27 protein-coding genes are annotated in these 26,619 nt (G+C 67.0%); 16 read left to right on the forward strand and 11 right to left on the reverse strand.

What is annotated here, in order from left to right; genetic code table 11:
• Positions 1 to 118: 118 nt before the first annotated feature.
• The 11 genes from AAFN46_RS00890 to AAFN46_RS00940 all read left to right on the forward strand — a co-directional run bounded on the left by AAFN46_RS00890 (position 119) and on the right by AAFN46_RS00940 (position 11,576).
• Positions 119 to 676, forward strand: a complete 558-nt coding sequence (locus tag AAFN46_RS00890) for a DJ-1 family glyoxalase III (RefSeq protein WP_347806799.1) — start codon at positions 119 to 121, stop codon at positions 674 to 676.
• On the forward strand, positions 673 to 1,119 hold the full coding sequence (locus AAFN46_RS00895) for a hypothetical protein (protein ID WP_347806800.1): 447 nt from the start codon (positions 673 to 675) through the stop codon (positions 1,117 to 1,119). The genes AAFN46_RS00890 and AAFN46_RS00895 overlap by 4 nt, the downstream gene beginning before the upstream one ends.
• A 101-nt stretch (positions 1,120 to 1,220) precedes the next feature.
• Positions 1,221 to 2,909 carry a molecular chaperone HscC gene (locus tag AAFN46_RS00900; protein ID WP_347806801.1) on the forward strand — a complete coding sequence of 563 codons (1,689 nt, stop codon included), beginning with the start codon at positions 1,221 to 1,223 and terminating at the stop codon, positions 2,907 to 2,909.
• A gap of 11 nt (positions 2,910 to 2,920) precedes the next feature.
• The gene (locus AAFN46_RS00905) at positions 2,921 to 4,615 is read left to right on the forward strand and encodes a J domain-containing protein (protein ID WP_347806802.1); all 1,695 of its coding nucleotides are present in this window, start codon (positions 2,921 to 2,923) and stop codon (positions 4,613 to 4,615) included.
• Between the two features lie 321 nt (positions 4,616 to 4,936).
• Positions 4,937 to 5,080 (forward strand): hypothetical protein, encoded by a 144-nt coding sequence (locus AAFN46_RS00910; RefSeq protein WP_347806803.1) that lies wholly within the window; start codon positions 4,937 to 4,939, stop codon positions 5,078 to 5,080.
• A 6-nt stretch (positions 5,081 to 5,086) separates the two neighbouring features.
• Positions 5,087 to 5,275, forward strand: a complete 189-nt coding sequence (locus AAFN46_RS00915; protein WP_347806804.1) for a hypothetical protein — start codon at positions 5,087 to 5,089, stop codon at positions 5,273 to 5,275.
• 189 nt (positions 5,276 to 5,464) lie between these two features.
• Complete coding sequence (locus AAFN46_RS00920; protein ID WP_347806805.1) at positions 5,465 to 8,296, forward strand: xanthine dehydrogenase family protein molybdopterin-binding subunit; 2,832 nt, start codon at positions 5,465 to 5,467, stop codon at positions 8,294 to 8,296.
• The gene (locus tag AAFN46_RS00925) at positions 8,289 to 8,828 is read left to right on the forward strand and encodes a (2Fe-2S)-binding protein (RefSeq protein ID WP_347806806.1); all 540 of its coding nucleotides are present in this window, start codon (positions 8,289 to 8,291) and stop codon (positions 8,826 to 8,828) included. Before AAFN46_RS00920 ends, AAFN46_RS00925 begins: the two co-directional genes overlap by 8 nt.
• Before the next feature lie 2 nt (positions 8,829 to 8,830).
• Positions 8,831 to 10,036 carry a cytochrome c gene (locus AAFN46_RS00930; protein ID WP_347806807.1) on the forward strand — a complete coding sequence of 402 codons (1,206 nt, stop codon included), beginning with the start codon at positions 8,831 to 8,833 and terminating at the stop codon, positions 10,034 to 10,036.
• A complete protein-coding gene (locus tag AAFN46_RS00935) occupies positions 10,036 to 11,007 on the forward strand; it encodes an XdhC family protein (RefSeq protein ID WP_347806808.1) in 972 nt (323 codons plus the stop codon). Before AAFN46_RS00930 ends, AAFN46_RS00935 begins: the two co-directional genes overlap by 1 nt.
• Positions 11,004 to 11,576, forward strand: coding sequence for a nucleotidyltransferase family protein (locus AAFN46_RS00940; protein WP_347806809.1), 573 nt, complete (start codon positions 11,004 to 11,006; stop codon positions 11,574 to 11,576). Before AAFN46_RS00935 ends, AAFN46_RS00940 begins: the two co-directional genes overlap by 4 nt.
• Positions 11,577 to 11,790: 214 nt before the next feature.
• On the opposite strand, the gene AAFN46_RS00945 is transcribed toward AAFN46_RS00940, so the two are convergent.
• The 3 genes from AAFN46_RS00945 to AAFN46_RS00955 form a co-directional block, all read right to left on the reverse strand.
• On the reverse strand, positions 11,791 to 12,141 hold the full coding sequence (locus tag AAFN46_RS00945; RefSeq protein WP_347806810.1) for a hypothetical protein: 351 nt from the start codon (positions 12,139 to 12,141) through the stop codon (positions 11,791 to 11,793).
• Between the two features lie 2 nt (positions 12,142 to 12,143).
• Entirely contained in the window at positions 12,144 to 12,890 is a 747-nt protein-coding gene (locus AAFN46_RS00950; protein ID WP_347806811.1) for a hypothetical protein, read from the reverse strand.
• A gap of 319 nt (positions 12,891 to 13,209) precedes the next feature.
• A complete protein-coding gene (locus AAFN46_RS00955) occupies positions 13,210 to 13,629 on the reverse strand; it encodes a MerR family DNA-binding protein (RefSeq protein WP_347806812.1) in 420 nt (139 codons plus the stop codon).
• Between the two features lie 200 nt (positions 13,630 to 13,829).
• On the opposite strand from AAFN46_RS00955, the gene AAFN46_RS00960 reads away from it, so the two are divergent.
• A complete protein-coding gene (locus AAFN46_RS00960) occupies positions 13,830 to 14,459 on the forward strand; it encodes a cation transporter (RefSeq protein ID WP_347806813.1) in 630 nt (209 codons plus the stop codon).
• On the forward strand, positions 14,449 to 14,784 hold the full coding sequence (locus AAFN46_RS00965) for a DUF3703 domain-containing protein (RefSeq protein WP_347806814.1): 336 nt from the start codon (positions 14,449 to 14,451) through the stop codon (positions 14,782 to 14,784). Before AAFN46_RS00960 ends, AAFN46_RS00965 begins: the two co-directional genes overlap by 11 nt.
• Position 14,785: 1 nt before the next feature.
• On the opposite strand, the gene holA is transcribed toward AAFN46_RS00965, so the two are convergent.
• From holA to leuS, 3 genes are read right to left on the reverse strand one after another with little or no spacing between them, the layout of a single operon-like run.
• Positions 14,786 to 15,820, reverse strand: a complete 1,035-nt coding sequence (gene holA, locus AAFN46_RS00970) for a DNA polymerase III subunit delta (RefSeq protein ID WP_347806815.1) — start codon at positions 15,818 to 15,820, stop codon at positions 14,786 to 14,788.
• A gap of 37 nt (positions 15,821 to 15,857) precedes the next feature.
• On the reverse strand, positions 15,858 to 16,469 hold the full coding sequence (lptE, locus tag AAFN46_RS00975) for an LPS assembly lipoprotein LptE (RefSeq protein ID WP_347806816.1): 612 nt from the start codon (positions 16,467 to 16,469) through the stop codon (positions 15,858 to 15,860).
• A 60-nt stretch (positions 16,470 to 16,529) separates the two neighbouring features.
• Positions 16,530 to 19,142, reverse strand: a complete 2,613-nt coding sequence (leuS, locus tag AAFN46_RS00980) for a leucine--tRNA ligase (protein WP_347806817.1) — start codon at positions 19,140 to 19,142, stop codon at positions 16,530 to 16,532.
• Positions 19,143 to 19,333: 191 nt separating this feature from the next.
• On the opposite strand from leuS, the gene AAFN46_RS00985 reads away from it, so the two are divergent.
• Together AAFN46_RS00985 and AAFN46_RS00990 are read left to right on the forward strand one after the other, a co-directional pair.
• Positions 19,334 to 19,783 (forward strand): hypothetical protein, encoded by a 450-nt coding sequence (locus AAFN46_RS00985; RefSeq protein ID WP_347806818.1) that lies wholly within the window; start codon positions 19,334 to 19,336, stop codon positions 19,781 to 19,783.
• A 24-nt stretch (positions 19,784 to 19,807) separates the two neighbouring features.
• Positions 19,808 to 20,575, forward strand: a complete 768-nt coding sequence (locus AAFN46_RS00990; RefSeq protein ID WP_347806819.1) for a YdcF family protein — start codon at positions 19,808 to 19,810, stop codon at positions 20,573 to 20,575.
• A 124-nt stretch (positions 20,576 to 20,699) separates the two neighbouring features.
• On the opposite strand, the gene lnt is transcribed toward AAFN46_RS00990, so the two are convergent.
• The 5 genes from lnt to miaB form a co-directional block, all read right to left on the reverse strand.
• Positions 20,700 to 22,238 (reverse strand): apolipoprotein N-acyltransferase, encoded by a 1,539-nt coding sequence (gene lnt, locus AAFN46_RS00995; RefSeq protein ID WP_347806820.1) that lies wholly within the window; start codon positions 22,236 to 22,238, stop codon positions 20,700 to 20,702.
• A 188-nt stretch (positions 22,239 to 22,426) separates the two neighbouring features.
• Positions 22,427 to 23,263, reverse strand: coding sequence for an HlyC/CorC family transporter (locus tag AAFN46_RS01000; RefSeq protein WP_347806821.1), 837 nt, complete (start codon positions 23,261 to 23,263; stop codon positions 22,427 to 22,429).
• Between the two features lie 31 nt (positions 23,264 to 23,294).
• Positions 23,295 to 23,753 (reverse strand): rRNA maturation RNase YbeY, encoded by a 459-nt coding sequence (ybeY, locus tag AAFN46_RS01005; RefSeq protein ID WP_347806822.1) that lies wholly within the window; start codon positions 23,751 to 23,753, stop codon positions 23,295 to 23,297.
• Complete coding sequence (locus AAFN46_RS01010) at positions 23,746 to 24,738, reverse strand: PhoH family protein (RefSeq protein ID WP_347806823.1); 993 nt, start codon at positions 24,736 to 24,738, stop codon at positions 23,746 to 23,748. Before AAFN46_RS01010 ends, ybeY begins: the two co-directional genes overlap by 8 nt.
• Positions 24,739 to 24,836: 98 nt before the next feature.
• Positions 24,837 to 26,165, reverse strand: a complete 1,329-nt coding sequence (miaB, locus tag AAFN46_RS01015) for a tRNA (N6-isopentenyl adenosine(37)-C2)-methylthiotransferase MiaB (RefSeq protein WP_347806824.1) — start codon at positions 26,163 to 26,165, stop codon at positions 24,837 to 24,839.
• Positions 26,166 to 26,294: 129 nt separating this feature from the next.
• On the opposite strand from miaB, the gene AAFN46_RS01020 reads away from it, so the two are divergent.
• On the forward strand, positions 26,295 to 26,618 hold the full coding sequence (locus tag AAFN46_RS01020; RefSeq protein ID WP_068830405.1) for a DUF1820 family protein: 324 nt from the start codon (positions 26,295 to 26,297) through the stop codon (positions 26,616 to 26,618).
• Position 26,619 lies beyond the last annotated feature (1 nt).

Here is a 26,619-nt window from a genome sequence, read left to right on the forward strand (position 1 = left end):
ACCGAGGGCTTTTTCGTGCCGAATCCGGAAAAGCCGCGCACTATACCAGCTCACCCCAGAACGGTGAATTTATGACCGGGCGGACAGCATCGGTTCCCGTCCGGCGAGGAGGAGTGCCATGACAGCCCGTGCCCTGATCGCCGTCGCCGACGGCGTGGAAGACCTGGAAACCGTGACCCTGATCGACGTGCTACGCCGCGCCGAGATCGAGACCCTGGTGGCCAGCGTGGAGAGTCGCCGCATGTTCACCGCCGCCCGTGGCACCCGGCTGACCGCCGACGCCATGCTGGTCGACGTGTTGGCCCAGGACTTCGACCTGATCGTGCTGCCCGGCGGCATGCCCGGCGCCCAGCACCTGGCCGATCACGCCCCGCTGGGCGCGAAGGTGGTGGAGCAGGCCCAGGCCGGCAAGCTGTTCGCCGCCATCTGCGCCGCGCCGGCCCTGGCCCTGCAGGGCTACGGTGTGCTCAAGCAACGGCGCATGACCTGCTATCCGGCCTTTAGCGACCGCCTGTCCGGCTGCACCTTCGTCGACCAGCCGGTGGTGGTGGACGGCAACTGCATCACCAGCCAGGGCCCGGGCACGGCACTGGAATTTGCCCTGACCCTGGTCGAGCAGCTGCTCGGCAAGGCCAAGCGCAAGGCGGTGGCCGAGGCCATGCTGGTGCCCGCATGAGAGCAGCGCTGGCGGCGTTGGCCCTGACGCTGCTGAGCGGCTGCGCCAGCGACGCACACATGCCGGGCGACCATCGGCTGGCCATTCATCCGGCGCGCACGGCCAGCGCCGACGGCTGGCTCGGCATGACCGACCGCCACAGCGGCGCCTACCTGTGGGTGGCGCCCCAGGCCTTTATCACCGAGGCCGATGTCGCGCGCGCGGAGCTGGCCCTGACTCCCGAGCAGCAGCCGGCCATCGTGCTGACGCTGACCACGGCGGGGCGCGAGAGCCTGGCCGAGCTGACCCGCCGCGGACTCAATCAACCGCTGGCGGTGCTGGTCGATGGCGAGCTGCGCCTGGCGCCGATCATCCGCGAGCCGGTGCTGGACGGCCGGGTGGCGTTGAGCGGTTTCGATTCGCTGGACGAGGCCGAGGCGCTGGTGCGCGACTGGAGTCGCTGAGCGGCGCTTTACCGGATACCCGCGCTGGGTTCAAATACCGGGCTTTGGCCGGCCTCGCTGAGGATGGCGGTTCTCCCAACGTCAAAGGAGTGATGTCCGGCATGATCGTCGGTATAGACCTCGGCACCACCAACAGCCTGGTTGCCGTATGGCGCGATGGCGCCCCGCAACTCGTCGCCAACGCTCTCGGCAGCTTCCTCACGCCCAGCGTCGTCGGGCTCGATGACGATGGCCAGGTGCTGGTCGGCCAGGTCGCGCGCGAGCGCCTGCAGACCCACCCGCAGCTGACCACGGCGCTGTTCAAGCGCTACATGGGCAGTGCCCATGAGGTGCGCCTCGGCAAGCGCAGTTTCCGCCCGGAAGAACTGTCGGCCCTGGTGCTGAAGAGTCTCAAGGCCGATGTCGAGCGCGCCTTCGGCGAGCCGGTCAGCGAGGCGGTGATCAGCGTGCCCGCCTATTTCAGCGATGCCCAGCGCAAGGCCACCCGGGTGGCCGGCGAACTGGCCGGGCTCAAGGTCGACAAGCTGATCAACGAGCCCACCGCAGCGGCACTGGCCTATGGCGTGCACCAGAAGGAGCAGACCACTTTCCTGGTCTTCGACCTGGGCGGCGGCACATTCGATGTCTCGATTCTGGAGCGTTTCGACGGCGTGATGGAGGTACGGGCCAGCTCGGGCGACAACTTCCTCGGCGGCGAGGACCTGGACGACGCGCTGGTCAAGAGCTTCGTCGAGCGCCAGGCGGGCAACCTGCCGGACGCCAGCCAGCCATTGCTGCGCCAGCGCCTGCGCCGCGAGGCGCAGCGCGTTCGCCATGCGCTGGGGCAGCAAGACAGCGCGACCTTCAGCCTGCGCGACAATGGTCGCGAATGGTGCGAAGCCTATACCCAGGAGCAGCTGCGGCAGATTCTCGAGCCGCTGCTGGAGCGCCTGCGCGGGCCGATAGAGCGGGCCCTGCGCGATGCGCGCATCCGCGTGGCCGATCTCGACGAGATCCTGCTGGTCGGTGGTACCACGCGCATGCCCTTGGTGCGCAAGCTGGTGGCCGGCCTGTTCGGCCGCTTCCCCTCCATGCATCTCAATCCGGACGAGGTCATCGCCCAGGGCGCGGCCATTCAGGCGGCGCTCAAGGCGCGCGATGCGGCTCTGGAGGAAGTGGTGCTCACCGATGTGTGCCCCTACAGCATGGGCATCGAGACCACGCAGCAGCATGGCGAGCACTTCGAGGGCGGCCGCTATCTGCCGATCATCGAGCGCAACTGCGTGGTGCCGGTGAGCCGCGTGGAGCAGGTGCAGACCCTGCACGACAACCAGCGGGAAGTGCTGCTGAAGATCTTCCAGGGCGAGAGCCGTCTGGTGAAGGACAACATCTTCCTCGGCGAGCTAAGCGTGCCGGTGCCGCCGCGCAAGGCGGGCGAGGTCGTGCTGGACGTGCGCTTCACCTACGACAACAACGGCCTGCTGGAGGCCGACGTGAAGATCCCCATGACCGGAGAGAGCCATCGCCTGGTCATCGAGAACAACCCGGGCGTGCTCAGCAGGGAAGAGGTCGCCGCCAAGCTCAAGGCTCTCGAGGGGCTCAAGGTCCACCCTCGCGAGCAGCAGGTCAACACGGTGCTGCTGGCGCGCCTCGACCGCCTGTACCAGGAGTGCCTGGGCGAGATGCGGGAGTATGTCGATCGCCTGGCCGGTGAGTTCCAGCGGGTGCTGGAGGGGCAGGATGAGCGGCAGATACGTGAGCACAGGAGCGCCGTGATTCAGCGCCTGGACGAGCTGGAACGCGGATTCTGACGGGGGCTGCGATGAACTGCTGGACGACTCTCGGCGTTCCCGCCGATGCGGATGAGCGGACGATCAAGCGTAGTTACGCTGCCCTGCTCAAAGTGCACCGTCCCGATGAGGACCTGGAGGCCTTCCAGTGTTTGCGTGAAGCCTACGAGCAGGCGCTTTCCATAGCGCGTCGACGGGCCGAACAGAATGAGATCGAGGAGAGCGTCGGTCTGGAATCGGTGGTCGAGCAGCCGGACGTCACAGCCATCGACCAGGACCTGTGGGGCCGCATCGACGCCAGCTTGGGTGATCTCACGCCACCAACCCTGGAGGTCGCGGCTCTCCAGGCTCGTGACCAGGGCCAGCTGGCACTGTTCGAGCGTTGCCTGTTGGAGCGTTGCCTGACCGACAACGAGCGGGGCTATGCCGCCGCGCACTGGGCTCTGGCCTGTTTGCACTGGCTGACGCCTTGGCAGGAGCCCTCCCTGCCGGGGGATCAGCTCGATGGCCTGCTTAACCGCCTGCTTGCGACTGAGTTGCATGCGCTGCATGGTCTGCTCGCCGAGGGGGATGAGGCTGCGTTCCAGGAGCGTCTGGATGTGCTGTTTGGTCAAGCCTGGTTGCAGCCATTCGAGCGGCGAGCCTACTTCAATCGCCAGCTGGTGGATGTGCTGCTGGCGGTGCCGTGCTGGTCCGAGACGCTCTTTCGGGATATCTCCAGCCGTTGCCAGTGGGGCGACACGTTGGCTCGTGAGGAGGGTTGGCTGCAGGAGTGGAGCCAACTGCAGCGCAGAGTCGAGCTGCAAGGGCTGCATGAGCGGATCACCAGCCGCATGGCGCTGCGCAAGCCCGACTCGCCTCAGGCCCGAGCAGCCTGGCTACTGTTCAAGCCTATGAGCGATGGCCTGCGCAGACGGATGGTAGATGGTTTCGCGGAGAAGGATTGGGCCGCCTGCGAGCTACTTGAAGAGACGTTGCTGAAAGAGGCACCGGAGGTTCTTGCTCAGTTGGCCCCGCAAGGGATTCCAGACTGGCGGAAGTGGTTGCGCAGTTCGTATTGGAAAGGGGCCGGCATCTGCCTCTGGTTGCTAATGCTGATGCCTGCCTGGTTGCAGATCACCAGTCAAAACGCCAGGTATGGTGCCGACTCACCGATTAGTAGCGTGCTTGGGGTGGGGTTATTGTCCGCTGCCCTGGTAGGTTTGCTGATGGTCACTCATAGTGCCTGGCGCTATTGCACAGGCTGGTTGACCTGGGTGGATGTGATAGTCAGTAAGCAGTTATTGCCGGCATCCCTGACGCGTCAAGGCACGGGGGTGTTGATTCTCAGGCACCTACTGCCCTCGTTGGCTATTTCAGGCGTCGCCATGCTCTTGGGGGCACAATCGGGGGCTCTCAGTATCGTGGCGTGCGCCACATCCGGGCTCGTGGCGTTTGTCTATGCGGACATCAATACCAGGGTGGGCCCGCCGCTAAGTATGCTCGGAGACTATCTGGAGCGCTTCAAGGGGCATTTGAACAAGGTTCTTTGGGTTGCCGGGCTGGGGTTGGTTGCTGCGGTCATCTTCCTGACGGTTCAGCATCGTTATGCACAAAGGCTGGAGGAAGGGACGGAATATTCGTCGGCGCAGTGGCATGAGAGCCGGGGGGCATTTGAACTCAAGGTGCCGAGCTCCGCATCCTGTGAAGGCTTGGCTTACGGTAGCTGCGAGCTTTCCGGTAAGTAGCGTGAATATCGCGATTGTGACCTACAGGCAGCAATCGCGACTATCCAGCGCCGCCAGTAGCCGACAATGCTCGGCGTGGCCGTTGTATCAGTCGGCCGGATGGCTCGGTTCGGCGCGCATGTTCTGCAGATCGCGGATGCGCGTCTCGATGGTGTCCAGGTGTTCGCGGGCCATGCGCTCGGCGTCGTCGCAGGGGCTCTCGGGGTGGCGGCCAGGTCCAGCAGGCTGCGGAGCTCCCCCTGGCTGAAACTCAGTTCGTGACCGCAGCGGATAAAGCGCAGGCGGTGCACGCCCCGCTCCTGATCATGACGATAACTCGAGGTGCTGCGCTGCGGCGCCCAGCACCTGGCCGATCACGCCCCTCTGGGCGAGATGGTGGTAGCACAGGCCTGCGCCGGTAAGTTGTTCGCCCCCATCCGCGCCTCGCCGGCCCCGGCCCAGCAGGGCTACGGTGTGCTCAAGTAACAGCGCATGACCTGCTATCCGACCCTCAGCGACCGCCTGTCCGGCTGCACTTTCGTCGGCCAGCCGGTGCTGGTCGATGGCGAACTGCGTCTGGCGCCGATCATCCGCGAGCCAGTGCTGGATGGCCGGGTGGCGCTGAGCGGCTTCGATTCGCTGGACGAGGCCGAGGCGCTGGTGCGCGACTGGGGGCGCTGAAGCCGCCCTAGGGCGGCGGGCGAGCGGACTCGCGCGATGATTGGCTCGATGTTTGTATACACTTTGTCAATTAAGTGTGTGCATGCGTGATCTTTCCTGACTAGAATGCCGGCCTTTTCGCCCGGCGGGTTTTCGCCTGGGCGCCTACGCTGTCTGTCAGCGACTCCAGCTTCGTTCAGGGGAAATCACATGCTCAAGCGTGATCTGTCTCGCCGCGCCTTCTTGCAGCGCAGCATCGTTGCCGGTATCGGGATCACCCTCGCGCCCCTCGGCAGCCGGGCCTTCGCCGCGCTGTTCGAGGAACAGGTGACGGCCAATCCCAAGCCCTGGTACGGCGCCGCCGGGCAGGCCAAGGGGCGCATCGACGGTGCCTCCAAGGCCTGCGGCGACAAGGTGTTCGCCCGCGATATCCGCGCCAAGGACATGCCGGGCTGGCCGCAGCAGCAGGGCCATGCCCTGCTGATCAAGACCACCCGTGTCGATCACCTCTATGCCGGCTTCGACCTGTCGATGCTGGAGGGCGAGCTGCAGCCGGACCGCGTGGTGACCGCCGAGGACCTGGCCCGCGACGGCATCGCCTGGCCCGAGTCGCACGGTCCCGACCCGCTGCTGCCGCCGGGCAAGGTGCCGATGTTCATCGGCCACCCGGTGGCGCTGCTGATCTGGAGCGACTTCGAGCGCTATCGCCAGGCCAAGAACCGCCTCAAGTTCAACGACAAGGTGATCCGCTACGGGGCCAAGAGCGAGCCCTACACCACCGACCCCTACGGCAGCTTCCGCTTCGTGCGCGTGGCGGACCAGGATCCCTTCGCCCCGGACCTGTTTTCCAGCCTCAAGGACGGCACGCTCTTCCCGATGATCCGCGAGCGCCGGCCGACCTGGCCGCAGGGCGCCAAGCTCGGCGGCGACCTGACCCAGGAAGGCCTGTACTACGCCGAGCGCATGCAGCAGCAACTGCAGAACCCGCCCGAGGAGTGGCTGGTGTTCGACGAGCGCTACACCACCCAGTCGATCGAACCGGCGGCGCTGGAGGCGGACAACGGCAACGGCTGGTTCGACGCGGCAACCGGCACCCTGCACTTCGTGGTCGCCACCCAGTGCCCGTTCGAGGTCGCCGAGCAGTGCGCGCACATGCTGGCGCCGTCGCGCTTCGGCGTGAAGCAGCTGAACCTGCATCCCGGCTACACCGTCGGCTACGGCTCCAAGGACAACAACATCTTCGTGTTCTACGCCGCCCTCGCCGCGATGTACGGCGACGGCGTGCCGGTGCGCCTGGCCAACGACCGCTACGAGCAGTTCCAGACGGGCCTCAAGCGCCACCCGTTCGACATGCACTATCAGCTGGCGGTGGACCGCCAGAGCCAGCAGTTCCGCATCTTCCGCGCGCACATGGATGCCAACGGCGGCGGCCGCATCAACTACAGCGCCTCGGTGGCGGCCGTCGGCGCCACCGCCGCGCAGTCGATCTACTACCTGCCGCAGAGCGACCTGGCCGCCACCGCCTACCACTCGGCCAGCGTCGAGGCCGGTTCCATGCGTGGCTACGGCACCCTGCAGACCATGGCCGCCACCGAGATGATGGTGGATGAAGTGGCCGAGCGCCTGGGCGTCGACGCCATCGCCCTGCGCCTGAAGAACGTCATGCAGTCGGGCATGAAGAACACCCAGGGGGCGATCCCGGCCGGCGCCCTGCGCCTCGACGAGATCCTGCACAAGGCCGCCGAGCACCCGCTGTGGAAGGAGCGCGCCGCGCGCAAGGCGCGTTTCGACGCGGAGGACCCGGACCACCTCTACGGCGTCGGCTTCGCCATCTGCCAGAAGGACTTCGGCACCGGCGCCGAGGCGCCCATGGCCAGCCTGGAGTTCGACGCAGACGGGCGCATATCCCTGCGCCAGATCGCCATCGACATGGGCACCGGCATGGCCACCTCGCAGGCGCTGCTGGTGGCCGACTGGCTCGGCGTGCCGGCCGACGAGATCAAGACCGGGGTGACCGAATGGCCGGAGCTGGCGCTGACCACCAGCGGCAACCCCTACTTCATCAGCCAGCCCGAACAGGATGCCGCGCTGCGCAACCCGCGCTGGGTGGCGCGCATCGCCTCGCCCTCCTCGGCGACCAACTCGGCCTACTACAGCGGCCATGCCACCCGCGAGGCCGGGCGCCTGCTGTTCAACCACGGCCTGTGGCCGGCGGCGCTGCATCTGTGGAGCCGAGGCGAAGCCGGCGGTCTGGCCAACCCCTATGTGGTGCGCCGCGAGAATGCTCACTGGGTCGAGGGCAAGCTCACCGCCGACGGCCTGCCGCCGATTCCCTTTGCCGTGCTGGCGAAGCAGGCCCACGAGCTGGGCCTGGTCACCGGGGTGAGCGTGCATGGCTTCAACCGCTGGAGCTGGGCCGAGGCCGAGTTCGACATCGACGGCAGCCGCGAGCGCGTGCCGCTCGACGGCCTGGCGCTGAAGTACGGCGCGGGTGCTGCGGCGGCGAAGAAGGCCCGCATGAGCAGCCATGGCTACCACCTGCTCGACCGCCTCAGCGTGAAGTATCCGGACACCCAGCTGAACAATGCCTGGGTCACCTACTACAGCCCGGTGGCGACCCTGGTCGAGGTCAAGGTCAACAAGGGCAGCGGCGAGGCGCGGGTGATCAACCACCACTCCTGGGTCGAGTGCGGCCGCACCATAGTGCCCGAGCTGGTGCTCGGCCAGCTCGAAGGCGGCATCGCCATGGGTATCGGCCACGCCCTGCTGGAGGAGCTGCCGCTGTACGAGGGCGGCCCGGGCGAGGGCACCTGGAACTTCAACCGCTACGTGCTGCCGCGCGCCAAGGACGTCGCGGTGTGGGCGCAGACCGCCGAGATCCTGCCGCCGCTGTCGCCGAGCGACCCGCCCAAGGGCATCGCCGAGGTCACCATGATCCCCGTGGTCGGCGCCGTGGTGAACGCCGTGGCCCACGCCACCGGCAAGCGCCTGCGCGACCTGCCCCTGACTCCGGCCCGTATCAAGGAGGCCCTGCATGGCTAAGCACGTTATGAGCCTGATCCTCAACGGTCAGGCGGTCGGCCCCGTCGAGGTCGCCGACGACCTGATGATGATCGACTTTCTCCACGAGTACATGAACCTCACCGGCTCGCGCCTGGGCTGCGGCCAGGGTATCTGCCACGCCTGCGTGGCGATCCTCGACCATGCCGACGGTACCAGCGAGGAGATCCGCACCTGCATCACCGGCGCGCACTTCTTCAACGGCAAGCGCGTGCGCACCGTGGAGAGCCACGCCAAGCGCGACGCGGCCGGCGCGGTGGTCGAGCTGAATCCGGTGCAGCAGGCCTTCGTCGATCAGTTCGCCTTCCAGTGCAGCTACTGCACCCCGGGCTATGTCAACGCCGCCACCGTGCTGGTGGAGAAGCTGCAGCGCCAACCGGTGCGCCGCAGCGAGCTGGAGCAGGAGATCGAGCAGGCGCTGGGCAAGCACATCTGCCGCTGCACCGGCTACGTGCGCTACTACAAGGCCGCCCGCGACGTGGTCGAATCCCTCGGACTGGTCAAGGAAGGTTGAGCATGCGCGTCCTGCTGATGGCGGCCCTGGCGCTGCCGCTCCTGGCCCAGGCGGCCGACGAGCAACTGATCGAGCGTGGCCGCTACCTGGCCCATGCCGCCGACTGCGTGGCCTGCCACACCGCCGAGGGCGGCGCGCCCTATGCCGGCGGCCTGCCGCTGGCCTCGCCCTACGGCATCATCTATGGCACCAACATCACCCCGGACAAGACCCACGGCATCGGCCACTACAGCGCCGACGACCTGTACCGGGCGCTGACCGAGGGCGAGCGCCCGGACGGGGTCAAGCTGTACCCGGCGATGCCCTACACCTCCTACCACCTGATCCGCCGCGAAGACTCCGATGCCATCCACGCCTACCTGATGAGCCTGGAGCCGGTGGCGCGGCCCAATCCGCAGACCGAGCTGGCGTTCCCCTACAACATCCGCTTCGGCATGGCCTTCTGGAACCTGCTGTACAAGAACCGCGTGCAGCTGGAGCCGGCCGAGGGCCGCAGCGAGACCTGGCAGCGCGGCCAGTACCTGGTCGAGGTGCTCGGCCACTGCGGCGAGTGCCACACCCCGCGCAACGCGCTGGGCGCGCTGGAGCAGGATCGGCGCCTGCAGGGCGGCCTGCTCGGTGGCTACCAGGCGCCCAGCCTGCTGGCCGAGGACCTGGCCGCGCGCGGCTGGAACACCGATGATCTGGCTCGCTTCCTCAAGCACGGCATCAGCGCCCAGGGCTCGATGTTCAACGAGATGTTCCCGGTGCTGCACCACAGCACCCAGTACCTGCCCGAGGACGACCACCGGGCCATGGCCACCTACCTGCTCGGCGACCAGCCGCCGCCGGCCCGCAGCATCGAGGCGCGGGCGCTCGACAGTCTCGGCGACAGCGCCCGGCGTGGGCGCCAGCACTACCTCAACGTCTGCGCCGGCTGCCACGGCAGCGAAGGCGAGGGCGTGCCGCACGTGGCGGTGGCGATGAACGGCAACACCACCCTGCGCCTGGACGACGCGCGCAACCTGCTGCGGGTGATCGACGACGGCATCCGCGAGCAGCAGTTCACCGGCTTCGAGCGCATGCAGCCGATGCCCGGCTTCCACGCGGCGCTCGACGATGCCGAGCTGACCGACCTGCTCAACTACCTGCGGCAGACCTGGGGCGGTATCGACGCCGAGCTGGGCGAGGCAGAGGTCGGCGTCCTGCGCGGCGAAACGGGGCACTGATGCAGCAGCTCGATCAACAGGTCATCGGCCGCGCCCTGCAGTGGCTGGCGGCCGGCGAGCGCGTGTGGCTGTGCACGGTGCTCGCCACCTACGGCTCGGCGCCGCGCGCGCCGGGTTCGCTGCTGGCGGCCAACGGCGCCGGCCAGTGGATCGGCTCGCTGTCCGGCGGCTGCGTCGAGGAGGCCTTTCTCGAACGTCTGGCCGCCGGCGCCTTCGCGGCGCCGGCCAGCCTGGTGCGCTACGGCGATGGCGGCGAGGCCAGCGGCGATATCCGCCTGCCCTGTGGCGGCGTGCTGGAGGTGCTGGTGGAGAACCTCGCGCCGGACTGCGACAGCCAGGCGCACCTGCGCGAACTGGCCGGCGCCTTGGTCGGCCAGCGTCGCCTGCTGCGCGAGGTGTCGCTGCACGACGGCAGCCGCAGCCTGCGCGACGACCGCGCGCAGGGCCCGCGCATCGAGCGCTGCGGGCAGAGCCTGCGCATCCGCGTCGGCGCGGCCCAGCGCCTGCTGCTGGCCGGCTACTCCAGCGTGGCCCAGGTGTGCGCCGAGTTCGCCCAGGCGCTGGGCTTCGAGGTGCTGCTGTGCGACCCGCGCGACGAGGTGCTCGTCGGCGTCGAGCTGCCCGGCGTCGAGCTGCGCCGCGAGCTGCCCTCCGAGGTGATTCGCGCCGGCTTCTGCCACGCCGACACGGCCGTGGTGGCGCTGACCCACGATCCGCGCATCGACGACCTGGCGATGATCGAGGCGGTGCGCAGCGAGGCCTTCTACATCGGCGTGATGGGCTCGCCGACCACCAGCGCCAAGCGTTTTGAGCGCCTGCGCCGGGTCGGTGGCCTGGACGAGGCGCAACTGGCGCGGATCAGCGCGCCGATAGGCCTGAACCTGGGCAGCCGCACGCCGGCGGAGATCGCCCTGGCGGTGCTGGCCGATATCCTGCGGGTGCGCAACGGCATCCCCCGCGAACGCCTGTGAGCGTCCTCGCCCTGGTGTTGGCCGCCGGCGCCGGTCGTCGCTTCGGCAGCGACAAGCGCCTGGCACGCCTGGCCGATGGCCGTGGCCTGCTGGCCGCCAGCGTCGAGCGGGCGCAGGCGCTGTTCGGCGAGGTTTGGGTGGTGCTGCGCGAGGAAGACGATCCGCAGGCCCTCGGCCTACCGCCGGCGGTGCGACCGATTCGCTGCGCCGACGCCGCGCTGGGCATGGGCCATAGCCTGGCGGCCGGCGCGCGGGCCCTGCGCGAGGAGCCGGGCGAGGCCATGGCGGTGCTGCTCGGCGACATGCCCTGGGTGGCGCCGGCGACTCTGCAGGCGCTGCAGGCGGCGGCCAGCGCCGAGCGCATCCTGTTCCCGCTGTACCGCGGCGAGCGCGGTCACCCGGTGCTGTTCGGCCGGCGCTTCTGGGGCGAGCTGGAGGCGCTGCATGGCGACCAGGGCGCGCGCGCCGTGCTGGCGACGCACCCGCAGGCCTGCCTGGGGCTGGAACTGGACGATCCCGGCGTACTGCGCGACGTCGACGAGCCGCAGGCGCTGATCCGCGTGCCTTAAATGCAGCAGTCGCGGCTGTCCAGCGCCTCCAGCAGGCGACAGTGCTCGGCGTGGCCGCTGTGGCAGTCGGCCAGCTTGCTCAGTTCGGCGTAAGTGCAAAAAGGGAACAGATTAATTTTCGAGCAATGTTCTGGGGGCAATCCTGACCACAGCACCGAGCTTACTCGGAAGTGTCCGTGTTAACGGGGAGGAACCCGTTCCCTTTTATCTTAATTCACCTCCTCCCTGGAGAAGACCACACCTCCCCCCCACCGGATGAACTATCAAACAGTATCGCCTTGTACCGGACACCCTCTAGGGCATCAAGCGCTCCGGCAATTGCAGGGCAGAGTTCGGAGTCAGACGGAAGCGCATCCTCGGCATTCAAGACAAGGACACCTTTCAGCTCATGAATGCCAAACTTAATCATCGGCAACACATAATCGGCAGGTAGACCCAAGCGACACTTAAGACGCGCCTGCTTCTCAGGGTCTCTACCCCAACTAGCCTCTTTAAGCAGCTCAAAAATGAGCTTTGCCTCACCGACAGCAGAAAAAACCTTACATTCGAAATAATGGCCGGACATATCTATTCAAACATTACCTTTATCTCGTCAATGGTTTGGCTGCTAAAAATCTTAGTTTTAAGCAAGTCGCTAAAGCTTTTTTGCATAGAGTCTCCTCCAGCCTCAATGTCCTCAATGCGTACTGACAAATGCTCTATGTAGCCACGCTTGGCAACGAGATCGCCAGCCGAAAAGTACTCCAGCGCACCCACTGTAAGATCGATCAATCTCTGAACTGGGTAGTACTCAACGTATAGAGGCAAGTCCATCCAGGAGCCAAGCTCTCGGCACATTTCGCACCCTGCTGCAACTGCGCTCCGCTCTGGCTCGAAGCCTCTCAGTGAGGAAGCCTCCAAATAACTCTCTCCATAGAACGCCTCAATTACAACTTCGCCTATAGAGGCTGGCAGCATACCTTGATCGACCATGGGGCCAAACGATTTGGGGATCAAATAATATTGACCAAAATAGCCACGCGTCATACAGCCAACGCGATCATAGAACGCAACAATATCTCGTGCCGCGGCCAAATCCAAGCAGGGGTGCATCACAAAATAATCACTAACATCCAAGTGACTCACGCCATCCGCATACCCCCCTTCCAGCGCCCCCTCGAAATAGTACTCTCTTGCCCTTCGCAAATATTCATCAGGGTTTCGTACCACATCGCCCGGATAGTGAGACTTAACAAATTCTAGATAAATTGGTAGCTGCTGCTCGCGGAGCGAGCGCCAAGAAATATCATCATTATGCCATGGGGATTTATTCATTGTTCCAGCTCGCAAAATTCCGGCAGCCTATATCCCGATCATTTATTCCAAGAGGGGGGATTTATTATCTAGCACCCGACTTCGGCCTCCCTTGGCCTCGTTGCTCAATCCGCAGCCCCGTGATTTGCTCAATCTCATCGATGAATCGACTGTTGCCAGTTGGGCTAAAGGGGTCGGAGTGATTTATTTTTAATCACCGGCCGACCAGAGTCCCGATACCCCACTGAACGCCCCAGCTGCATGGCTATCGACTCGCGAAAGCGATCATTACCCAAGGGATAGTTTGGATGGAGTTGCCTGCCCCTGGATTGCATCCGGGCTACCCACTCTGCAGGCAGCAGTCGCGGCTGTCCAGCGCCTCCAGCAGGCGGCAGTGCTCGGCGTGGCCGCTGTGGCAGTCGGCCAGCTTGCTCAGTTCGGCGCGCATGTTCTGTAGGTCGCGGATGCGCGCCTCGATGGCGTCCAGGTGCTCGCGGGCCATGCGGTCGGCGGCGTCGCAGGGGCTCTCGGGGTGGGCGGCCAGGTCCAGCAGGCTGCGGATCTCGTCCAGGCTGAAGCCCAGTTCGCGACCGCGTCGGATAAAGCGCAGGCGGCGCACGTCCCGCGCCTGGTAGTGGCGATAGCCCGAGGCGCTGCGCTGCGGCGGCGGCAGCAGGCCGCTACGCTCGTAGAAGCGCACGGTCTCCAGATTGACGCCGCTCTCGCGAGCCAGCACGCCGATGGTGATGGGTTTGCTCATGTTGACTCCGTAGTAACTACAGGGTTTAGCCTAGTCTGCACTGAAATCTGTCCACGATCTTCTGGCTGTCGGCCATACGGCGTTAAAAACAGCCTCGGAATGCTCATTTACCGTTCGTAAACTGCGCTTCCTCGGCCGTTTTTGCCTTGTCTGGCTCTAATCCAGAAGCTCGTGAACAGACTTCGATATGGAGAAGCCAAATGGGTGCTCACTGCTGTAACCACGACACCGGACCCAAGCACAACGACGGGCGCTACCGGCGCATCCTGTGGATCGCGCTGCTGGTCAACCTGGCCATGTTCGCCGTGGAGATCGGCGCCGGGCTCAAGGCCGGCTCGGTGTCGCTGCTGGCCGACTCGCTGGACTTCCTCGGCGATGCCGCCAACTACGCGATCAGCCTCTGGGTGCTCGGCATGGCCCTGACCTGGCGTGCCCGCGCCGCCCAGTTCAAGGCCCTGAGCATGCTGCTGTTCGGCCTCGGCGTGCTGGGCGCCGCGCTGTGGCACTGGTGGCAGGGCGAGGTGCCCAGCGCGCCGACCATGGGTGTGGTGGGCAGCCTGGCGCTGCTGGCCAACCTGGGCGTGGCGGCGCTGCTGTACGCCTACCGCGAGGGCGACAGCAATATGCGCAGCGTCTGGCTGTGCACGCGCAACGACGCCCTCGGCAACCTCGCCGTATTGGCCGCGGCCCTGGGTGTGTTCGGCACCGGCACGGCCTGGCCGGATCTGCTGGTGGCCGCCATCATGGCCGGCCTGGCGATCACCTCGGCGGTGCAGGTGCTGCGCCATGCCGACGGCGAACTGAGGGGAGGGCAGGAACATGCGCACTGAGCTCGATGCTGCGCTGCGGCAGGCCTTCGCCGAGGCCGAGGCGGCGCTGGCGCGTGGCGAGCTGGCGGCCACCTTCGCCCAGCTGGAGCGGGCGCATATCCTCGGCCAACGCGACACGGCGGCGCATGTGCGGGCCCACTGGCTGATGCTGCGGGCCGGCTGGCAGGGCCGCGACTGGCGCGAGGTGGTCGGGCAGCTGCCACGCATCCTCGCCGCACTGCTGTTCTCGCGAATCTGGGTACCGTTGGGCAATAGCGGAAGGGCGCGGGTCAGCGCCTTCAGACCTATGCCGCTCACGGAGGAGCTGCGCCGCCTGCTGGAGTGAACTACTCGCTCAGCGCCAGGCGCTGGCCGGCCATCAGCAGGGCCAGGCGCGCCAGGCTGCTCCAGGGGTCGCCGGCGGCCTGGCCCTTGACCTGGGCGTCGATGCGCTGGGCATCGATCAGCAGCTGATTCCAGCGCGCCGCGCTGTGCCGCTGCAGGGCCTTGCCGATCAGCGGCCGGCGTTTGTCCCAGATCGGCGGGCGGGCGCTGGCGAAGGCCTTCTCCAGCGGCACGCCCTGGCTGAACTGCAGGGCCAGGCCGGCCAGCTGGCGCAGCTCGCGGGCCAGCATGACGACGATGAACAGTGGCTCCACGCCCTCGCCGCGCAGGCCGTCGAGCATGCGCAGGGCGTGGCCGGCCTCGCCGTTGAGGATGGCGTCGATCAGGCCGAATACGTCGTAGCGGGCGCTGTCGGCCACCGCCGCCTGCACGGTGGCGGCGTCCACCTGGTTGCCCTCGGCCAGCAGCTTGAGCTTCTCGATTTCCTGGGCGGCGGCCAGCAGGTTGCCTTCCACCCGCGCGGCGATCAGCTCGACCGCCTCCTGGCTGGCGGCCAGGCCGGCCTGGGCGAGGCGCTGGCGAATCCAGTTGGGCAGTTGCGCCACTTCCACCGGCCAGATCTGCAGGAACTGGCTGTTGGGCCCGTCGATCAGCGCCTTGGCCCACTTGGTCTTCTGCGCGGCGCCGTCGAGGCGCGGCAGGCTGATCAGCAGGGTGGTGTCTTCCGGCGGGCGCTGCAGGTATTCGAGGATGGCCGCGGTGCCCTTGTCGCCGGGCTTGCCGCCCGCGATGCGCAGCTCGAGCAGGCGCTTCTCGGCGAACAGCGACAGGCTGGCGCCGGCCTCGTAGAGCAGGCCCCAGTCGAAGCTGGCCTCGGCGTGGAACACCTGGCGCTCGCTGACGCCCTGGGCGCGCGCGGCGCTGCGGATGGCGTCCTCGGCCTCCTGGCACAGCAGCGGTTCGTCGCCGCTGACCACGTAGACCGGAGCGAGGCCGCCCTGCAGGTGCTTGCCGAGCTGGTTGGGGTTGAGCTTCATGGCTGTGAAAAGGGCCGGTTCCCCGGCCCTTGCTGGCTTACTGGCCGATCGGCAGCTGGATCGGCGACTGCTGCGGCATCGCTTCTGCGGCGGCGCGGCGGGCGGCTGCGGCGGCTTCCGCCTCGGCCTGGGCGCGGGCCTCGGCCTCCTGTTGCAGCTGCTCGAGCTGGGCCGGGGTCAGCAGCTGCAGGCGCAGGGACAGCTGCTGGATCAGCTCGCGGCGCATCTCCTGGCGTACCTGGGCGGACTCCTGGTCGGAACCGATCAGGTTGTTCTCGTCGTGCACGTAGAAGTTCTGCACTTCCAGCTGGTCCTTGAGCAGCAGCAGGTTCTTCTCGCCGCGGATCTCGTAGTCCAGGGTGGTGGTCAGCTCGTACTCGGCGCTGCGCGCGCTGCTGGTGCGGGCGGAGGTGCGCTGGCTTTCCTGCTCGTTGGCCAGGTACAGGCGGTAGGGCGCGCCGGTGTGCACCTTCACCCCGCTGTTCTGCAGCAGTTGCTGCAGCTGCTTGGCCGTCTCGCCGTAGGCGTTGCGCGCCTGCAGGTCGATTTCCTTGAGGGCGAACTCGGCGCTGCCGGTGCCGCGCAGCTGGAAGCCGCAGGCGCTGAGCAGGACGGCGAGACCAATGACCAGCATGTTCCGTTTCATCATTCTGTTTTCCCCTTGAGAAACCCGGCGCCGCGGCGCCGGACTGAATCGTTGGCGACCGTTTTAGTTGGCGACGATATTGACCAGCTTGCCCGGCACGACGATCACCTTGCGGATGGTCACGCCCTCGGTGAAGCGCTGCACGTTCTCGTTGGCGCGGGCGGCGGCCTCGATCTCCTCGCGGGAGGCCGCTGCCGGCACCTCGATCTGGCCGCGCAGCTTGCCGTTGACCTGGATCACCAGGGTCAGGCTGTCCTGCACCAGGGCGGCGCCGTCCACGGCCGGCCAGGGTGCGTCGATGATCGCGCCGGCCTTGCCCAGGCGCTGCCACAGCTCGTGGCAGATATGCGGGGTGATCGGCGCCAGCAGCAGGGTCACGGTCTCCAGGCCTTCCTGCAGCAGGGCGCGGTCCTGTTCGGTGGCGGTCGCCGCCTTCTCCAGCACGTTCATCAGGGTCATCACCTGGGCGATGGCGGTGTTGAACTTGTGGTGCTGGCCGACATCGTTGCTGGCCTGCTTGATCGCCAGGTGGATGGCGCGGCGCACGGCCTTCTGCTCGTCGGACAGCGAGGCGATGTCCAGCGCGCCCGGCAGGCCGGCGCTGACGTGGCTGTGGGCCAGGCGCCAGACGCGACGCAGGAAGCGGTTGGCGCCTTCGATGCCGGCGTCGGACCACTCGCAGCTCATGTCGGGCGGCGAGGCGAACATCATGAACAGGCGGCAGGTGTCGGCGCCGTAGGCGTCGATCATGGCCTGCGGGTCGACGCCGTTGTTCTTCGACTTGGACATCTTCTCGGTGCCGCCGATTTCCACCGGCAGGCCGTCGGCCTTCAGTTTGGCGCCGATGACCTTGGCCTTGGCGTCACGCTCGACTTCCACGTCGGCCGGGTTGAACCAGTCCTTGCCGCCGTTTTCCAGGGTGCGGTAGTAGGTCTCGGCGACCACCATGCCCTGGGTTAGCAGATTCTTGAACGGCTCGTCGGAGGACACCAGGCCCTCGTCGCGCATCAGCTTGTGGAAGAAGCGCGCATACAGCAGGTGCAGGATGGCGTGCTCGATGCCGCCGATGTACTGGTCCACCGGCAGCCAGTGGTTGGCGGCCTGTGGGTCGACCATGCCCTGGGTGTAGGCCGGCGAGGCATAGCGTGCGTAGTACCAGGACGACTCCACGAAGGTGTCCATGGTGTCGGTCTCGCGCCTGGCCGCAGTGCCGCATTTCGGGCAGCTGCACTCGTAGAACTCGGGCATCCTGGCCAGCGGCGAACCGGCGCCGTCCGGCACCACGTCTTCCGGCAGGACCACCGGCAGCTGGTCTTCCGGTACCGGCACGTCGCCGCAGCTGGGGCAGTGGATGATCGGGATCGGGCAGCCCCAGTAGCGCTGGCGGCTGATGCCCCAGTCGCGCAGGCGGAACTGGGTCTTGCGCGCGCCGTGGCCGTTGGCTTCCAGGTCGGCGACTATGGCGTCGAAGGCGCTGGTGAAGTCCTTGCCGTCGTACTTGCCGGAGTTGACGGTGACCAGGCCTTCCTTGTCGGCATACCAGGCCTGCCACTGGCTGGCGTCGTAGTCCTTGCCCTCGGCGGCATAGACCTGCCGGATCGGCAGGCCGTACTTGCTGGCGAATTCGAAGTCGCGCTCGTCATGCGCCGGCACGGCCATCACCGCGCCTTCGCCGTAGCCCCACAGCACGTAGTTGGCGACGAACACCGGCAGCTTGTCGCCGGTCAGCGGGTGGATGACGAACTGGCCGGTGGCCAGGCCCTTCTTCTCCATGGTGGCCATGTCGGCCTCGGCCACGGAGCCGGCCTTGCACTCGGCGATGAATGCCTGCAGCTCGGCGTTGTGCTCGGCGGCGCGCTGGGCCAGCGGGTGTTCGGCGGCCACGGCGACGTAGGTGGCGCCCATCAGGGTGTCGGGGCGGGTCGAGTAGACCTTGAGCTGGCCGGAGGTGCCGATGCTGGCGACGTCGTAGTCGAACACGATGTCGGCACCGAAGCTCTTGCCGATCCAGTTGCGCTGCATGGTCTTGACCTGCTCGGGCCAGCCATCGAGCTTGTCCAGGTCGGCGAGCAGCTCTTCCGCATAGGCGGTGATGCGGAAGTAGTACATCGGGATCTCGCGCTTCTCGATCAGCGCGCCGGAGCGCCAGCCACGGCCGTCGATGACCTGCTCGTTGGCCAGCACGGTCTGGTCGACCGGGTCCCAGTTGACGGTGCCGTTCTTGCGGTAGATCACGCCCTTCTCGAACAGGCGGGTGAACAGCCACTGCTCCCAGCGGTAGTAGTCCGGCTTGCAGGTGGTGACTTCGCGGGTCCAGTCGATGGCCAGGCCCAGCGATTTAAGCTGGGACTTCATGTAGGCGATGTTCTCGTAGGTCCACTTGGCCGGGGCGACCTTGTTCTTCATCGCCGCGTTCTCGGCCGGCATGCCGAAGGCGTCCCAGCCCATCGGCTGCAGCACGTTCTTGCCCTGCATGCGCTGGTAGCGGGCGATCACGTCACCGATGGTGTAGTTGCGCACGTGGCCCATGTGCAGCTTGCCGCTCGGGTAGGGGAACATGGACAGGCAGTAGAAGGTGTCCTTGCCCGGCTGTTCGGTCACGACGAAGGACTTTTCCGCCTCCCACTGGGCTTGGGCGGCGGCTTCGATTTCACGGGGCGAATACTGTTCGTGCATGGGCTTGGGCGCTGAGAAATGGGGCTTGCGAGAAACGTCGTAGCATACATGAGCCCCCTCGATTCAGGGAAACCCTGATTACGCCCGTCGCCCGTGGCGCCGCCGTTTGTCGCGGCGCCCGGCCCGCAGCCGGCCTGACGCTAAGCTTGCCAGATAGGGGCGTGCTGCTGGGCGCCCGGTCGAGGTGAGGGATGGCAGAGTTGCGGCGTAAGGAAGAAGGGGGCGGACTTTATGAGCGGCTGTTGCAGCGCCTGGCCCTGGCCCTGGATGAGGCGGAAAGCGCGAGCCGCCTGCATCAGACGGCTCCGGCGGAACTGGAGCTGCGGGGGCTGACCCCGGCGGAGATGGATCTGATCCGCGCCTATCTGGAGCGCGATCTCAACTGGCTGCGTGGCTGGCATGCCGCCGCCGAGGAGTTGGCGGTGATCGAACAGCTACCGGCGAATGCGGCCCGGCCGCTGGACAAGCTGCCGGCCCGAACGCCGAGCAAGTCGTTGACGCGCGACAAGCCGGCGCTCAAGAAGCGCCAGCAGCTGTGCTGCGCCCTGTGCGGGGCGGCGGCCCGGATGCAGCGCGGCGAGGGCGTGCTGCCCTGCGTTTCCTGCGGCTCCAAGCTGTTCCGCGCGGGGCAGCCGCGTTAGGCTCCAGGGGTACTGGAGGTACCCATGGAACTGCGCTTCATCCTCAAGCAACTGATACTGCCGCCCGGCGGCTTGCTGCTGCTGATCCTGCTGGCCTGGCTGCTCTGGGCCTGGGCGGGGCGGCCGCGCCTGGCCTCGCTCTGCCTGCTGCTGGGTCTGGGCGGGCTCTGGCTGCTCAGTCTGCCGGCCGTGGTGGAGTGGGCGGCGCGCCTGATCGAGCGCGAGCCGGCGCTGGCCGAGGCCGAGTGGGCCGGGTTGGGGCAGCGCGCCGATGCCATAGTGGTGCTCGGCTCGGGGCGCGAGGAGGCCGATCCGGCCTGGGGCAGCGACCAGCCCAGCGTCACCGCCGTCGAGCGCCTGCGTTACGCGGCGCGTCTGCAACGGGCCTCGGGCCTGCCGGTGCTGATCAGCGGCGGCCTGCATTACGGCCAGCCGCCCAGCGAGGCGCAACTGATGGCCGAGGCGCTGCAGCGCGACTTCGGTGTGGCGACCCGCTGGCGCGAGGAGCGCAGCCGCACCACCTGGGAGAATGCCCGCTTCAGCGCGGCGATGCTCGAGACCGAGGGCGTGCGCCGGGTGGTGCTGGTGACCCAGGCGGCGCACATGCCGCGCTCGCGCTGGTGCTTCGAGCGGGCCGGGCTGGAAGTGGTGGCGGCGCCGCTGGGCTTCCTCGGCGTACCCAACGAGCGCCCACTGGGCGGCTGGCTGCCGGAGGGCAAGGCCCTGTGGCAGAGCACCCGGCTGCTCAACGAGGCGATAGGTTTGGCGGTCTATCCGCTGCTCTATCGCTGAGGTGGAGTTGGTGGATTGTCGCTGCGCTGCGAATCCACCCTACGAAGCGGTGGCCTGCGAGTAGGGTGTACTCGCCCGCAGGGCAGTACACCATGGGGAGCCCGGCGGTGGGCGCTCTATGGGCTCAGGCCGCCTGCAGGGCCATCGCGCGACTTTCGCGGCGGCGGGCGACTATCGCCCAGCCCAGCAGCAGGGTGCACAGCGCGACCAGCGGCCAGGCGCGCCACAGCAGGTAGGGCGTCAGGCCCTGCATCGGCTGCACCTCGCCATAGAGCACGGCCTGCTGGAACTGCGGCACCCGCTCGGTGATGCGCCCCTGCGGATCGATCAGCGCGGTGACGCCGTTGTTGGTGGCGCGGATCATCCAGCGGCCGGCCTCCAGGGCGCGCATCTGCGCCATCTGCAGGTGCTGCAGCGGGCCGATGGAGGTGCCGAACCAGGTGTCGTTGCTCACCGTCAGCAGCAGGTCGCTGCGCGCGGCCAGGGCGGCGGCGAACTCCGGATACACCACCTCGTAGCAGATAAAGGGCGCGATGCGCAGGCCCTTGGCCTGCAGCGGTTCCTGCTCGGCCGGGCCGCGGGCGAAGTCGGACATGGGCAGGTCGAAGAAGGCGATCAGCCCGCGCAGCACTTCCTGCAGCGGCACGTACTCGCCGAAGGGCACCAGCTTCTGCTTGAGGTAGGTGCCCTCGCCCCAGCCGGTGACGGTGATCGCGTTGTAGTAGCGCTGCTCGCCGCGTTCGTTGGCCTGGCGCAGCGGCACCCCGGTGATCAGCGCGGCATCGCGTTCGGCGGCGACGCGGCCCATCACGCCGAGGTAGCCCTCGGCATGCTCCTTGAGCACCGGCACGGCGGTCTCCGGCCAGACGATCAGATCGGCTTTCTCGCTGCTCAGGGTCATGTCGCGGTACAGGGCCAGCTGGGCGTCGAGCTGCGCCGGGTCCCACTTGAGGTTCTGCTCGATATTGCCCTGCAGGGCGGCGACCTTGAGCGGCGCGCCCTTGGCGCTGGTCCAGGCCTGGCCGTTGAGCCACAGGCAGGCCAGCCAGGGCGCCAGCAGCAGGAGCAGGCCGGCGACCAGCGGGCGCGGCTGGCGGCGCAGGCGCGGCAGATTGACCAGCAGCGCGGCCGACAGCGCCAGCACCAGGGAGATCAGCCACATGCCGCCGAGCGGCGCCAGCCCGGCCAGCGGGCCGTGCAGCTGGCTGTAGCCGGCGTAGAGCCAGGGGAAACCGGTGAGGAACCAGCCACGGAAGGCCTCCTGGGCCAGCCACAGGGCGGCGAAGGCCAGGGCGTCGGCGAGCGGGGCGTCGCTACGGCGCAGCCAGCGCGCCCACAGCCAGGCCGGCAGGGCGAAGAACAGCGCCACGCCGGCGCAGAAGCCGAGGGTGAGGAAGGCGGCCAGGGCCGGCGAGGCGGCGCCGTAGTCGTGGATGCTGACGTAGATCCAGCTGGTGCCGGCGAGGAACAGGCCGAGGCCGTAGCACCAGCCGCGCAGCAGGGCCTGGCGCGGGGCGAGTCCGCGCAGGCCGAGGTAGAACAGGGCGATGGCCAAGAGGGCCAGCGGCCAGATATCGAAGGGGGCCAGGGCCAGGGTGGTCGAGGCGCCGCCGGCCAGGGCCAGCAGGTTGCCCGGCCAGCCGGGTTGGGTGATCCAGCGCATGGTGCGTCCTTGGACGGGAAGTCTGGCGGGCAAGGGTACTGGAAGCGTGGGAGGGGAGAAAGTCGGGCGGGGTAACTCCCTCTCCCTTTGGGAGAGGGAGGGGCGGCCCGCGCAGGGTGAGGGTGCCATCGGGCCTGCAAGCTCCCTCACCCCCGGCCCCTCTCCCGGAGGGAGAGGGGAAGTGGGGCTTAACGCTCCAGCGGGGTCAGGCGCAGCAGGTGCACCCGGCGGCTGTCGGCGTTGAGCACGCGGAAGCGGTACTCGCCGATCTCGGCCACCTCGTTGCGCTTGGGCAGGTGGCCGAAGGCGTTCATCACCAGGCCGCCGACGGTGTCGAACTCGTCGTCGGGGAACTCGGTGTCGAAGGCCTCGTTGAAGTTGTCGATCGGCGTCAGCGCCTTGACCAGGAAGTCGCCGGAGGGCAGCGGCTTGATGTAGCTGTCCTCCTCGACGTCGTGCTCGTCCTCGATGTCGCCGACGATCTGCTCCAGCACGTCCTCGATGGTCACCAGGCCGGCCACGCCGCCGTACTCGTCGATGACCACGGCCATGTGGTTGTGGTTGGCGCGGAACTCGCGCAGCAGCACGTTGAGACGCTTGGACTCCGGCACGAAGGTGGCCGGGCGCAGCAGCTGCTTGATGTCGAAGGGCTTGTCGCCATTGAGAATCAGCGGCAGCAGGTCCTTGGCCAGGAGGATGCCGATGACTTCGTCCAGGCTCTCGCCGATCACCGGGTAGCGCGAGTGGGCGGAGTCGATGATGGCCGGGAGGAATTCGGCCGGGCTGTGGCTGGCCTTGATGCTGATCATCTGCGAGCGCGGCACCATGATGTCGCGCACCTGCAGGTCGGCGACCTGGATGGCGCCCTCGACTATGGTCAGTGCCTCGCTGTCGAGCAGCTTGTTGTCGTGGGCATCGCGCAGGACTTCCAGCAGTTCCTGGCGGTTTCTCGGCTCATGAGCAAAAGCCTGGGTCAGCTTGTTGAACCAGGACTTCTGCTCGTTGCTCGATCGGTCTTCGCTCATGATGGTCTCGGGACTGTTCCTGAGTCTTGGGTTATTCGTCGGCGGCATAGGGGTCGGGATGGCCCAGTTCCGCCAGCAATTGTCGTTCCAGCGCTTCCATCTCCTCGGCTTCCTCGTCCTCGAGGTGGTCGTAGCCGAGCAGGTGCAGGCAGCCGTGGATCACCAGGTGGGCCCAGTGCGCCTCGACGCTCTTGCCCTGTTCGCGGGCCTCGCGCTCGACCACCGGCACGCAGATCACCAGGTCGCCGAGCAGCGGGATGTCGAGGATGCCCTCGGGCACTTCGGCGGGGAAGGACAGCACGTTGGTGGCGTAGTCCTTGTGCCGCCAGGTGCGGTTCAGTTCGCGGCCCTCGGCCTCGTCGACCAGGCGGATGGTCAGCTCGGAGTCGGCCGTGCGCTGGCGCAGCGCCAGTTCGCACCAGCGGCGCAGCTGTGCCTCGCCGGGCAGGTCGCTGGCGCTGGAGGCGTTCTGCAGGTCGAGTTCAAGCATCGCGCGGGCTGTCCTTGCCGGGCTGGCGCTCCTCGAAGCGCTCGTAGGCCTCGACTATGCGTTGCACCAGCGGGTGGCGCACCACGTCCTTGGGCTTGAACTGGGTGAAGCTGATGCCCGGCACGTCCTTGAGCACGTCCATCACGTGGATCAGCCCGCTCTTGGTGCCGCGTGGCAGGTCGACCTGGGTGATGTCGCCGGTGATCACCGCGGTGGAGCCGAAGCCGATACGGGTGAGGAACATCTTCATCTGCTCGAGTGTGGTGTTCTGACTCTCGTCGAGGATGATGAAGCTGTTGTTAAGGGTGCGCCCGCGCATGTAGGCCAGCGGGGCGATCTCGATCACCTGCTTCTCGATCAGCCGGGCCACCGTCTCGAAGCCGAGCATCTCGTACAGCGCGTCGTACAGCGGGCGCAGGTAGGGGTCGATCTTCTGCGCCAGGTCGCCGGGCAGGAAGCCGAGCTTCTCGCCGGCCTCCACCGCCGGGCGCACCAGCAGGATGCGACGCACCTGCTCGCGCTCCAGGGCGTCCACCGCGCAGGCCACCGCCAGGTAGGTCTTGCCGGTGCCGGCTGGGCCGATGCCGAAGTTGATGTCGTTGTCGAGGATGGCCTTGACGTAGCGCTGCTGGTTGGTGCCGCGCGGCTTGATCGAGCCCTTCTTGGTGCGCAGGATGATGCCGCCTTCGACCTTCTCGCCGGTCAGCGTCTCCAGGCCGGATTCCTGCAGGTACAGGTGGACCGTCTCCGGCGACAGCTCGGTGCTCTTGGTCTCGCGGTACAGGCGGCGCAGCAGGTTCTCGGCGGACTGGGTGTGCTTGGCTGGGCCGACCAGTTCGAATTGGTTGCCGCGGTTGCGGATCTCGATGGACAGGCGCTGCTCAATCAGGCGCAGGTGTTCGTCGAACTGCCCGCACAGGTTGGCGAAGCGGCGTGCTTCGAAGGGTTCGAGGGTGAAGCGGTGCGGTTCTATGGGTGCGTTCAATGGGGTCCGGTTGCCGCTGTGCGGCGGGAGTGATGGTCGAAGGATAACCCCGCGCGCCCGGCGGCGAAAGTTCGGGCGGCGCGGCGGTCGTTAGCCAATTAGTCGATCAGGCTGCCGCGCAGCGAATGGGGCAGGGCGTCGTCGATATGTACGTCGACGAACTGGCCGATCAGCGCCGGGTTGCTGGCGCGGAAATTGACGATGCGGTTGTTCTCGGTGCGGCCCTGGAGCATGCCCGGGTCCTTCTTCGAGTAGTCGCTGACCAGGATGCGCTGGGTGCTGCCGACCATGCGTCGGCTGATCTCGAAACCCTGCTGGTTGATGCGCGCCTGGAGGATGGCCAGGCGCTGCTTCTTCACCTCTTCCGGGGTGTCGTCGACCAGGTCCGCCGCCGGGGTGCCGGGACGCGAGCTGTAGATAAAGGAGAAGGAGAAGTCGAAGCCGACGTCCTCGATCAGCTTCATGGTCTGCTCGAAGTCCTTCTCGGTCTCGCCGGGGAAGCCGACGATAAAGTCCGAGCTGATGCAGATGTCCGGCACCGCGGCGCGCAGCTTGCGGATGCGCGACTTGTACTCCAGCGCCGTGTGGTTGCGCTTCATCGCCGCCAGGATGCGGTCCGAGCCGGATTGCACCGGCAGGTGGAGGAACTTGACCAGCTGCGGGATCTCGGCGTGGGCGGCGATGATGGCGTCGGAGAACTCCAGCGGGTGGCTGGTGGTGTAGCGGATGCGCTCGATGCCGTCGACGGTGGCGACCAGGTGCAGCAGCTCGGCGAAGTCGGCGATGCCGCCGTCCGGGGTCTCGCCGCGGTAGCCGTTGACGTTCTGTCCGAGCAGGGTGACTTCCTTGACGCCCTTCTCGGCCAACTGGTTGATCTCCAGCAGCACGTCGCCCAGCGGCCGGCTGACTTCCTCGCCGCGGGTGTAGGGCACCACGCAGAAGGTGCAGTACTTGCTGCAGCCTTCCATCACCGAGACGAAGGCGCTGGGGCCGTCGACGCGCGGTTCGGGCAGGCGGTCGAACTTCTCGATCTCGGGGAAGCTGATATCGACCTGGGCCTTCTTGGTGGTGCGCGCGGCGTCGATCATTTCCGGCAGACGATGCAGGGTCTGCGGGCCGAACACCACGTCGACGTAGGGCGCGCGGTCGCGGATGGCGGCGCCTTCCTGGCTGGCCACGCAGCCGCCGACGCCGATCACCAGGTCCGGGTTTTCCTGCTTCAGCTCGCGCCAGCGGCCCAGCTGGGAGAACACCTTCTCCTGGGCTTTCTCGCGGATCGAGCAGGTATTGAGGAGGATCACGTCGGCTTCCGCCGGGTTCTCCGTGACTTCCAGGGCCTGATGTTCGCCCAGCAGGTCGACCATGCGCGAGCTGTCGTACTCGTTCATCTGGCAACCGTGGGTCTCGATATAAAGCTTCTTGGCCATCTGCGTGCGTCGGGTGGTTCGAATAGGACCGCGCATTATAGGTTGCGACCGTCTGGCTTCCTAGCGTTGCCTGTCCGCCGGCTGCTAAGATTCGCGCCCTCTTTCCTGCAGTCCTCTATTCTCCCTCCCATGAGCAAGCGCGAACCCATCTACAAGGTGATCTTCCAGAACCAGGGCCAGGTGTACGAGATGTACGCCAAGCAGATCTACCAGAGCGATCTGTGGGGCTTCCTGGAGGTGGAAGAGTTCGTCTTCGGCGAGCGCACCCAGGTGGTGGTCGACCCCAGCGAGGAGAAACTCAAGGCGCAGTTCGAGGGCGTGGTGCGCAGCTTCGTGCCGATGCACGCGATCATCCGCATCGACGAGGTGGAGCGCCTGGGCACGCCGAAGATCAGCGAGGCCAAGGGCGGCGGCAATGTGATGCCGTTTCCCATGCCGATGCCGGAGAAGTGAT

Origin of the sequence: Pseudomonas sp. CAU 1711 (assembly GCF_039888625.1) — a bacterium.
Classification (GTDB): domain Bacteria; phylum Pseudomonadota; class Gammaproteobacteria; order Pseudomonadales; family Pseudomonadaceae; genus Aquipseudomonas.

Bases quoted from the DNA above. Each gene is read 5' to 3' on its own strand.
- AAFN46_RS00950 (WP_347806811.1), bottom strand. From the start codon at position 12,890: ATGAATAAATCCCCATGGCATAATGATGATATTTCTTGGCGCTCGCTC.
- AAFN46_RS00905 (WP_347806802.1), top strand. From the start codon at position 2,921: ATGAACTGCTGGACGACTCTCGGCGTTCCCGCCGATGCGGATGAGCGG.
- ybeY (WP_347806822.1), bottom strand. From the start codon at position 23,753: ATGCTTGAACTCGACCTGCAGAACGCCTCCAGCGCCAGCGACCTGCCC.
- AAFN46_RS00965 (WP_347806814.1), top strand. From the start codon at position 14,449: ATGCGCACTGAGCTCGATGCTGCGCTGCGGCAGGCCTTCGCCGAGGCC.
- AAFN46_RS00915 (WP_347806804.1), top strand. From the start codon at position 5,087: ATGACCTGCTATCCGACCCTCAGCGACCGCCTGTCCGGCTGCACTTTC.
- AAFN46_RS00960 (WP_347806813.1), top strand. From the start codon at position 13,830: ATGGGTGCTCACTGCTGTAACCACGACACCGGACCCAAGCACAACGAC.
- AAFN46_RS00900 (WP_347806801.1), top strand. From the start codon at position 1,221: ATGATCGTCGGTATAGACCTCGGCACCACCAACAGCCTGGTTGCCGTA.
- AAFN46_RS00935 (WP_347806808.1), top strand. From the start codon at position 10,036: ATGCAGCAGCTCGATCAACAGGTCATCGGCCGCGCCCTGCAGTGGCTG.
- AAFN46_RS00945 (WP_347806810.1), bottom strand. From the start codon at position 12,141: ATGTCCGGCCATTATTTCGAATGTAAGGTTTTTTCTGCTGTCGGTGAG.
- AAFN46_RS01020 (WP_068830405.1), top strand. From the start codon at position 26,295: ATGAGCAAGCGCGAACCCATCTACAAGGTGATCTTCCAGAACCAGGGC.
- AAFN46_RS00925 (WP_347806806.1), top strand. From the start codon at position 8,289: ATGGCTAAGCACGTTATGAGCCTGATCCTCAACGGTCAGGCGGTCGGC.
- leuS (WP_347806817.1), bottom strand. From the start codon at position 19,142: ATGCACGAACAGTATTCGCCCCGTGAAATCGAAGCCGCCGCCCAAGCC.
- AAFN46_RS01000 (WP_347806821.1), bottom strand. From the start codon at position 23,263: ATGAGCGAAGACCGATCGAGCAACGAGCAGAAGTCCTGGTTCAACAAG.
- miaB (WP_347806824.1), bottom strand. From the start codon at position 26,165: ATGGCCAAGAAGCTTTATATCGAGACCCACGGTTGCCAGATGAACGAG.
- AAFN46_RS00890 (WP_347806799.1), top strand. From the start codon at position 119: ATGACAGCCCGTGCCCTGATCGCCGTCGCCGACGGCGTGGAAGACCTG.
- holA (WP_347806815.1), bottom strand. From the start codon at position 15,820: ATGAAGCTCAACCCCAACCAGCTCGGCAAGCACCTGCAGGGCGGCCTC.
- AAFN46_RS00985 (WP_347806818.1), top strand. From the start codon at position 19,334: ATGGCAGAGTTGCGGCGTAAGGAAGAAGGGGGCGGACTTTATGAGCGG.
- AAFN46_RS00955 (WP_347806812.1), bottom strand. From the start codon at position 13,629: ATGAGCAAACCCATCACCATCGGCGTGCTGGCTCGCGAGAGCGGCGTC.
- AAFN46_RS00895 (WP_347806800.1), top strand. From the start codon at position 673: ATGAGAGCAGCGCTGGCGGCGTTGGCCCTGACGCTGCTGAGCGGCTGC.
- lptE (WP_347806816.1), bottom strand. From the start codon at position 16,469: ATGATGAAACGGAACATGCTGGTCATTGGTCTCGCCGTCCTGCTCAGC.
- AAFN46_RS00990 (WP_347806819.1), top strand. From the start codon at position 19,808: ATGGAACTGCGCTTCATCCTCAAGCAACTGATACTGCCGCCCGGCGGC.
- lnt (WP_347806820.1), bottom strand. From the start codon at position 22,238: ATGCGCTGGATCACCCAACCCGGCTGGCCGGGCAACCTGCTGGCCCTG.
- AAFN46_RS00920 (WP_347806805.1), top strand. From the start codon at position 5,465: ATGCTCAAGCGTGATCTGTCTCGCCGCGCCTTCTTGCAGCGCAGCATC.
- AAFN46_RS00930 (WP_347806807.1), top strand. From the start codon at position 8,831: ATGCGCGTCCTGCTGATGGCGGCCCTGGCGCTGCCGCTCCTGGCCCAG.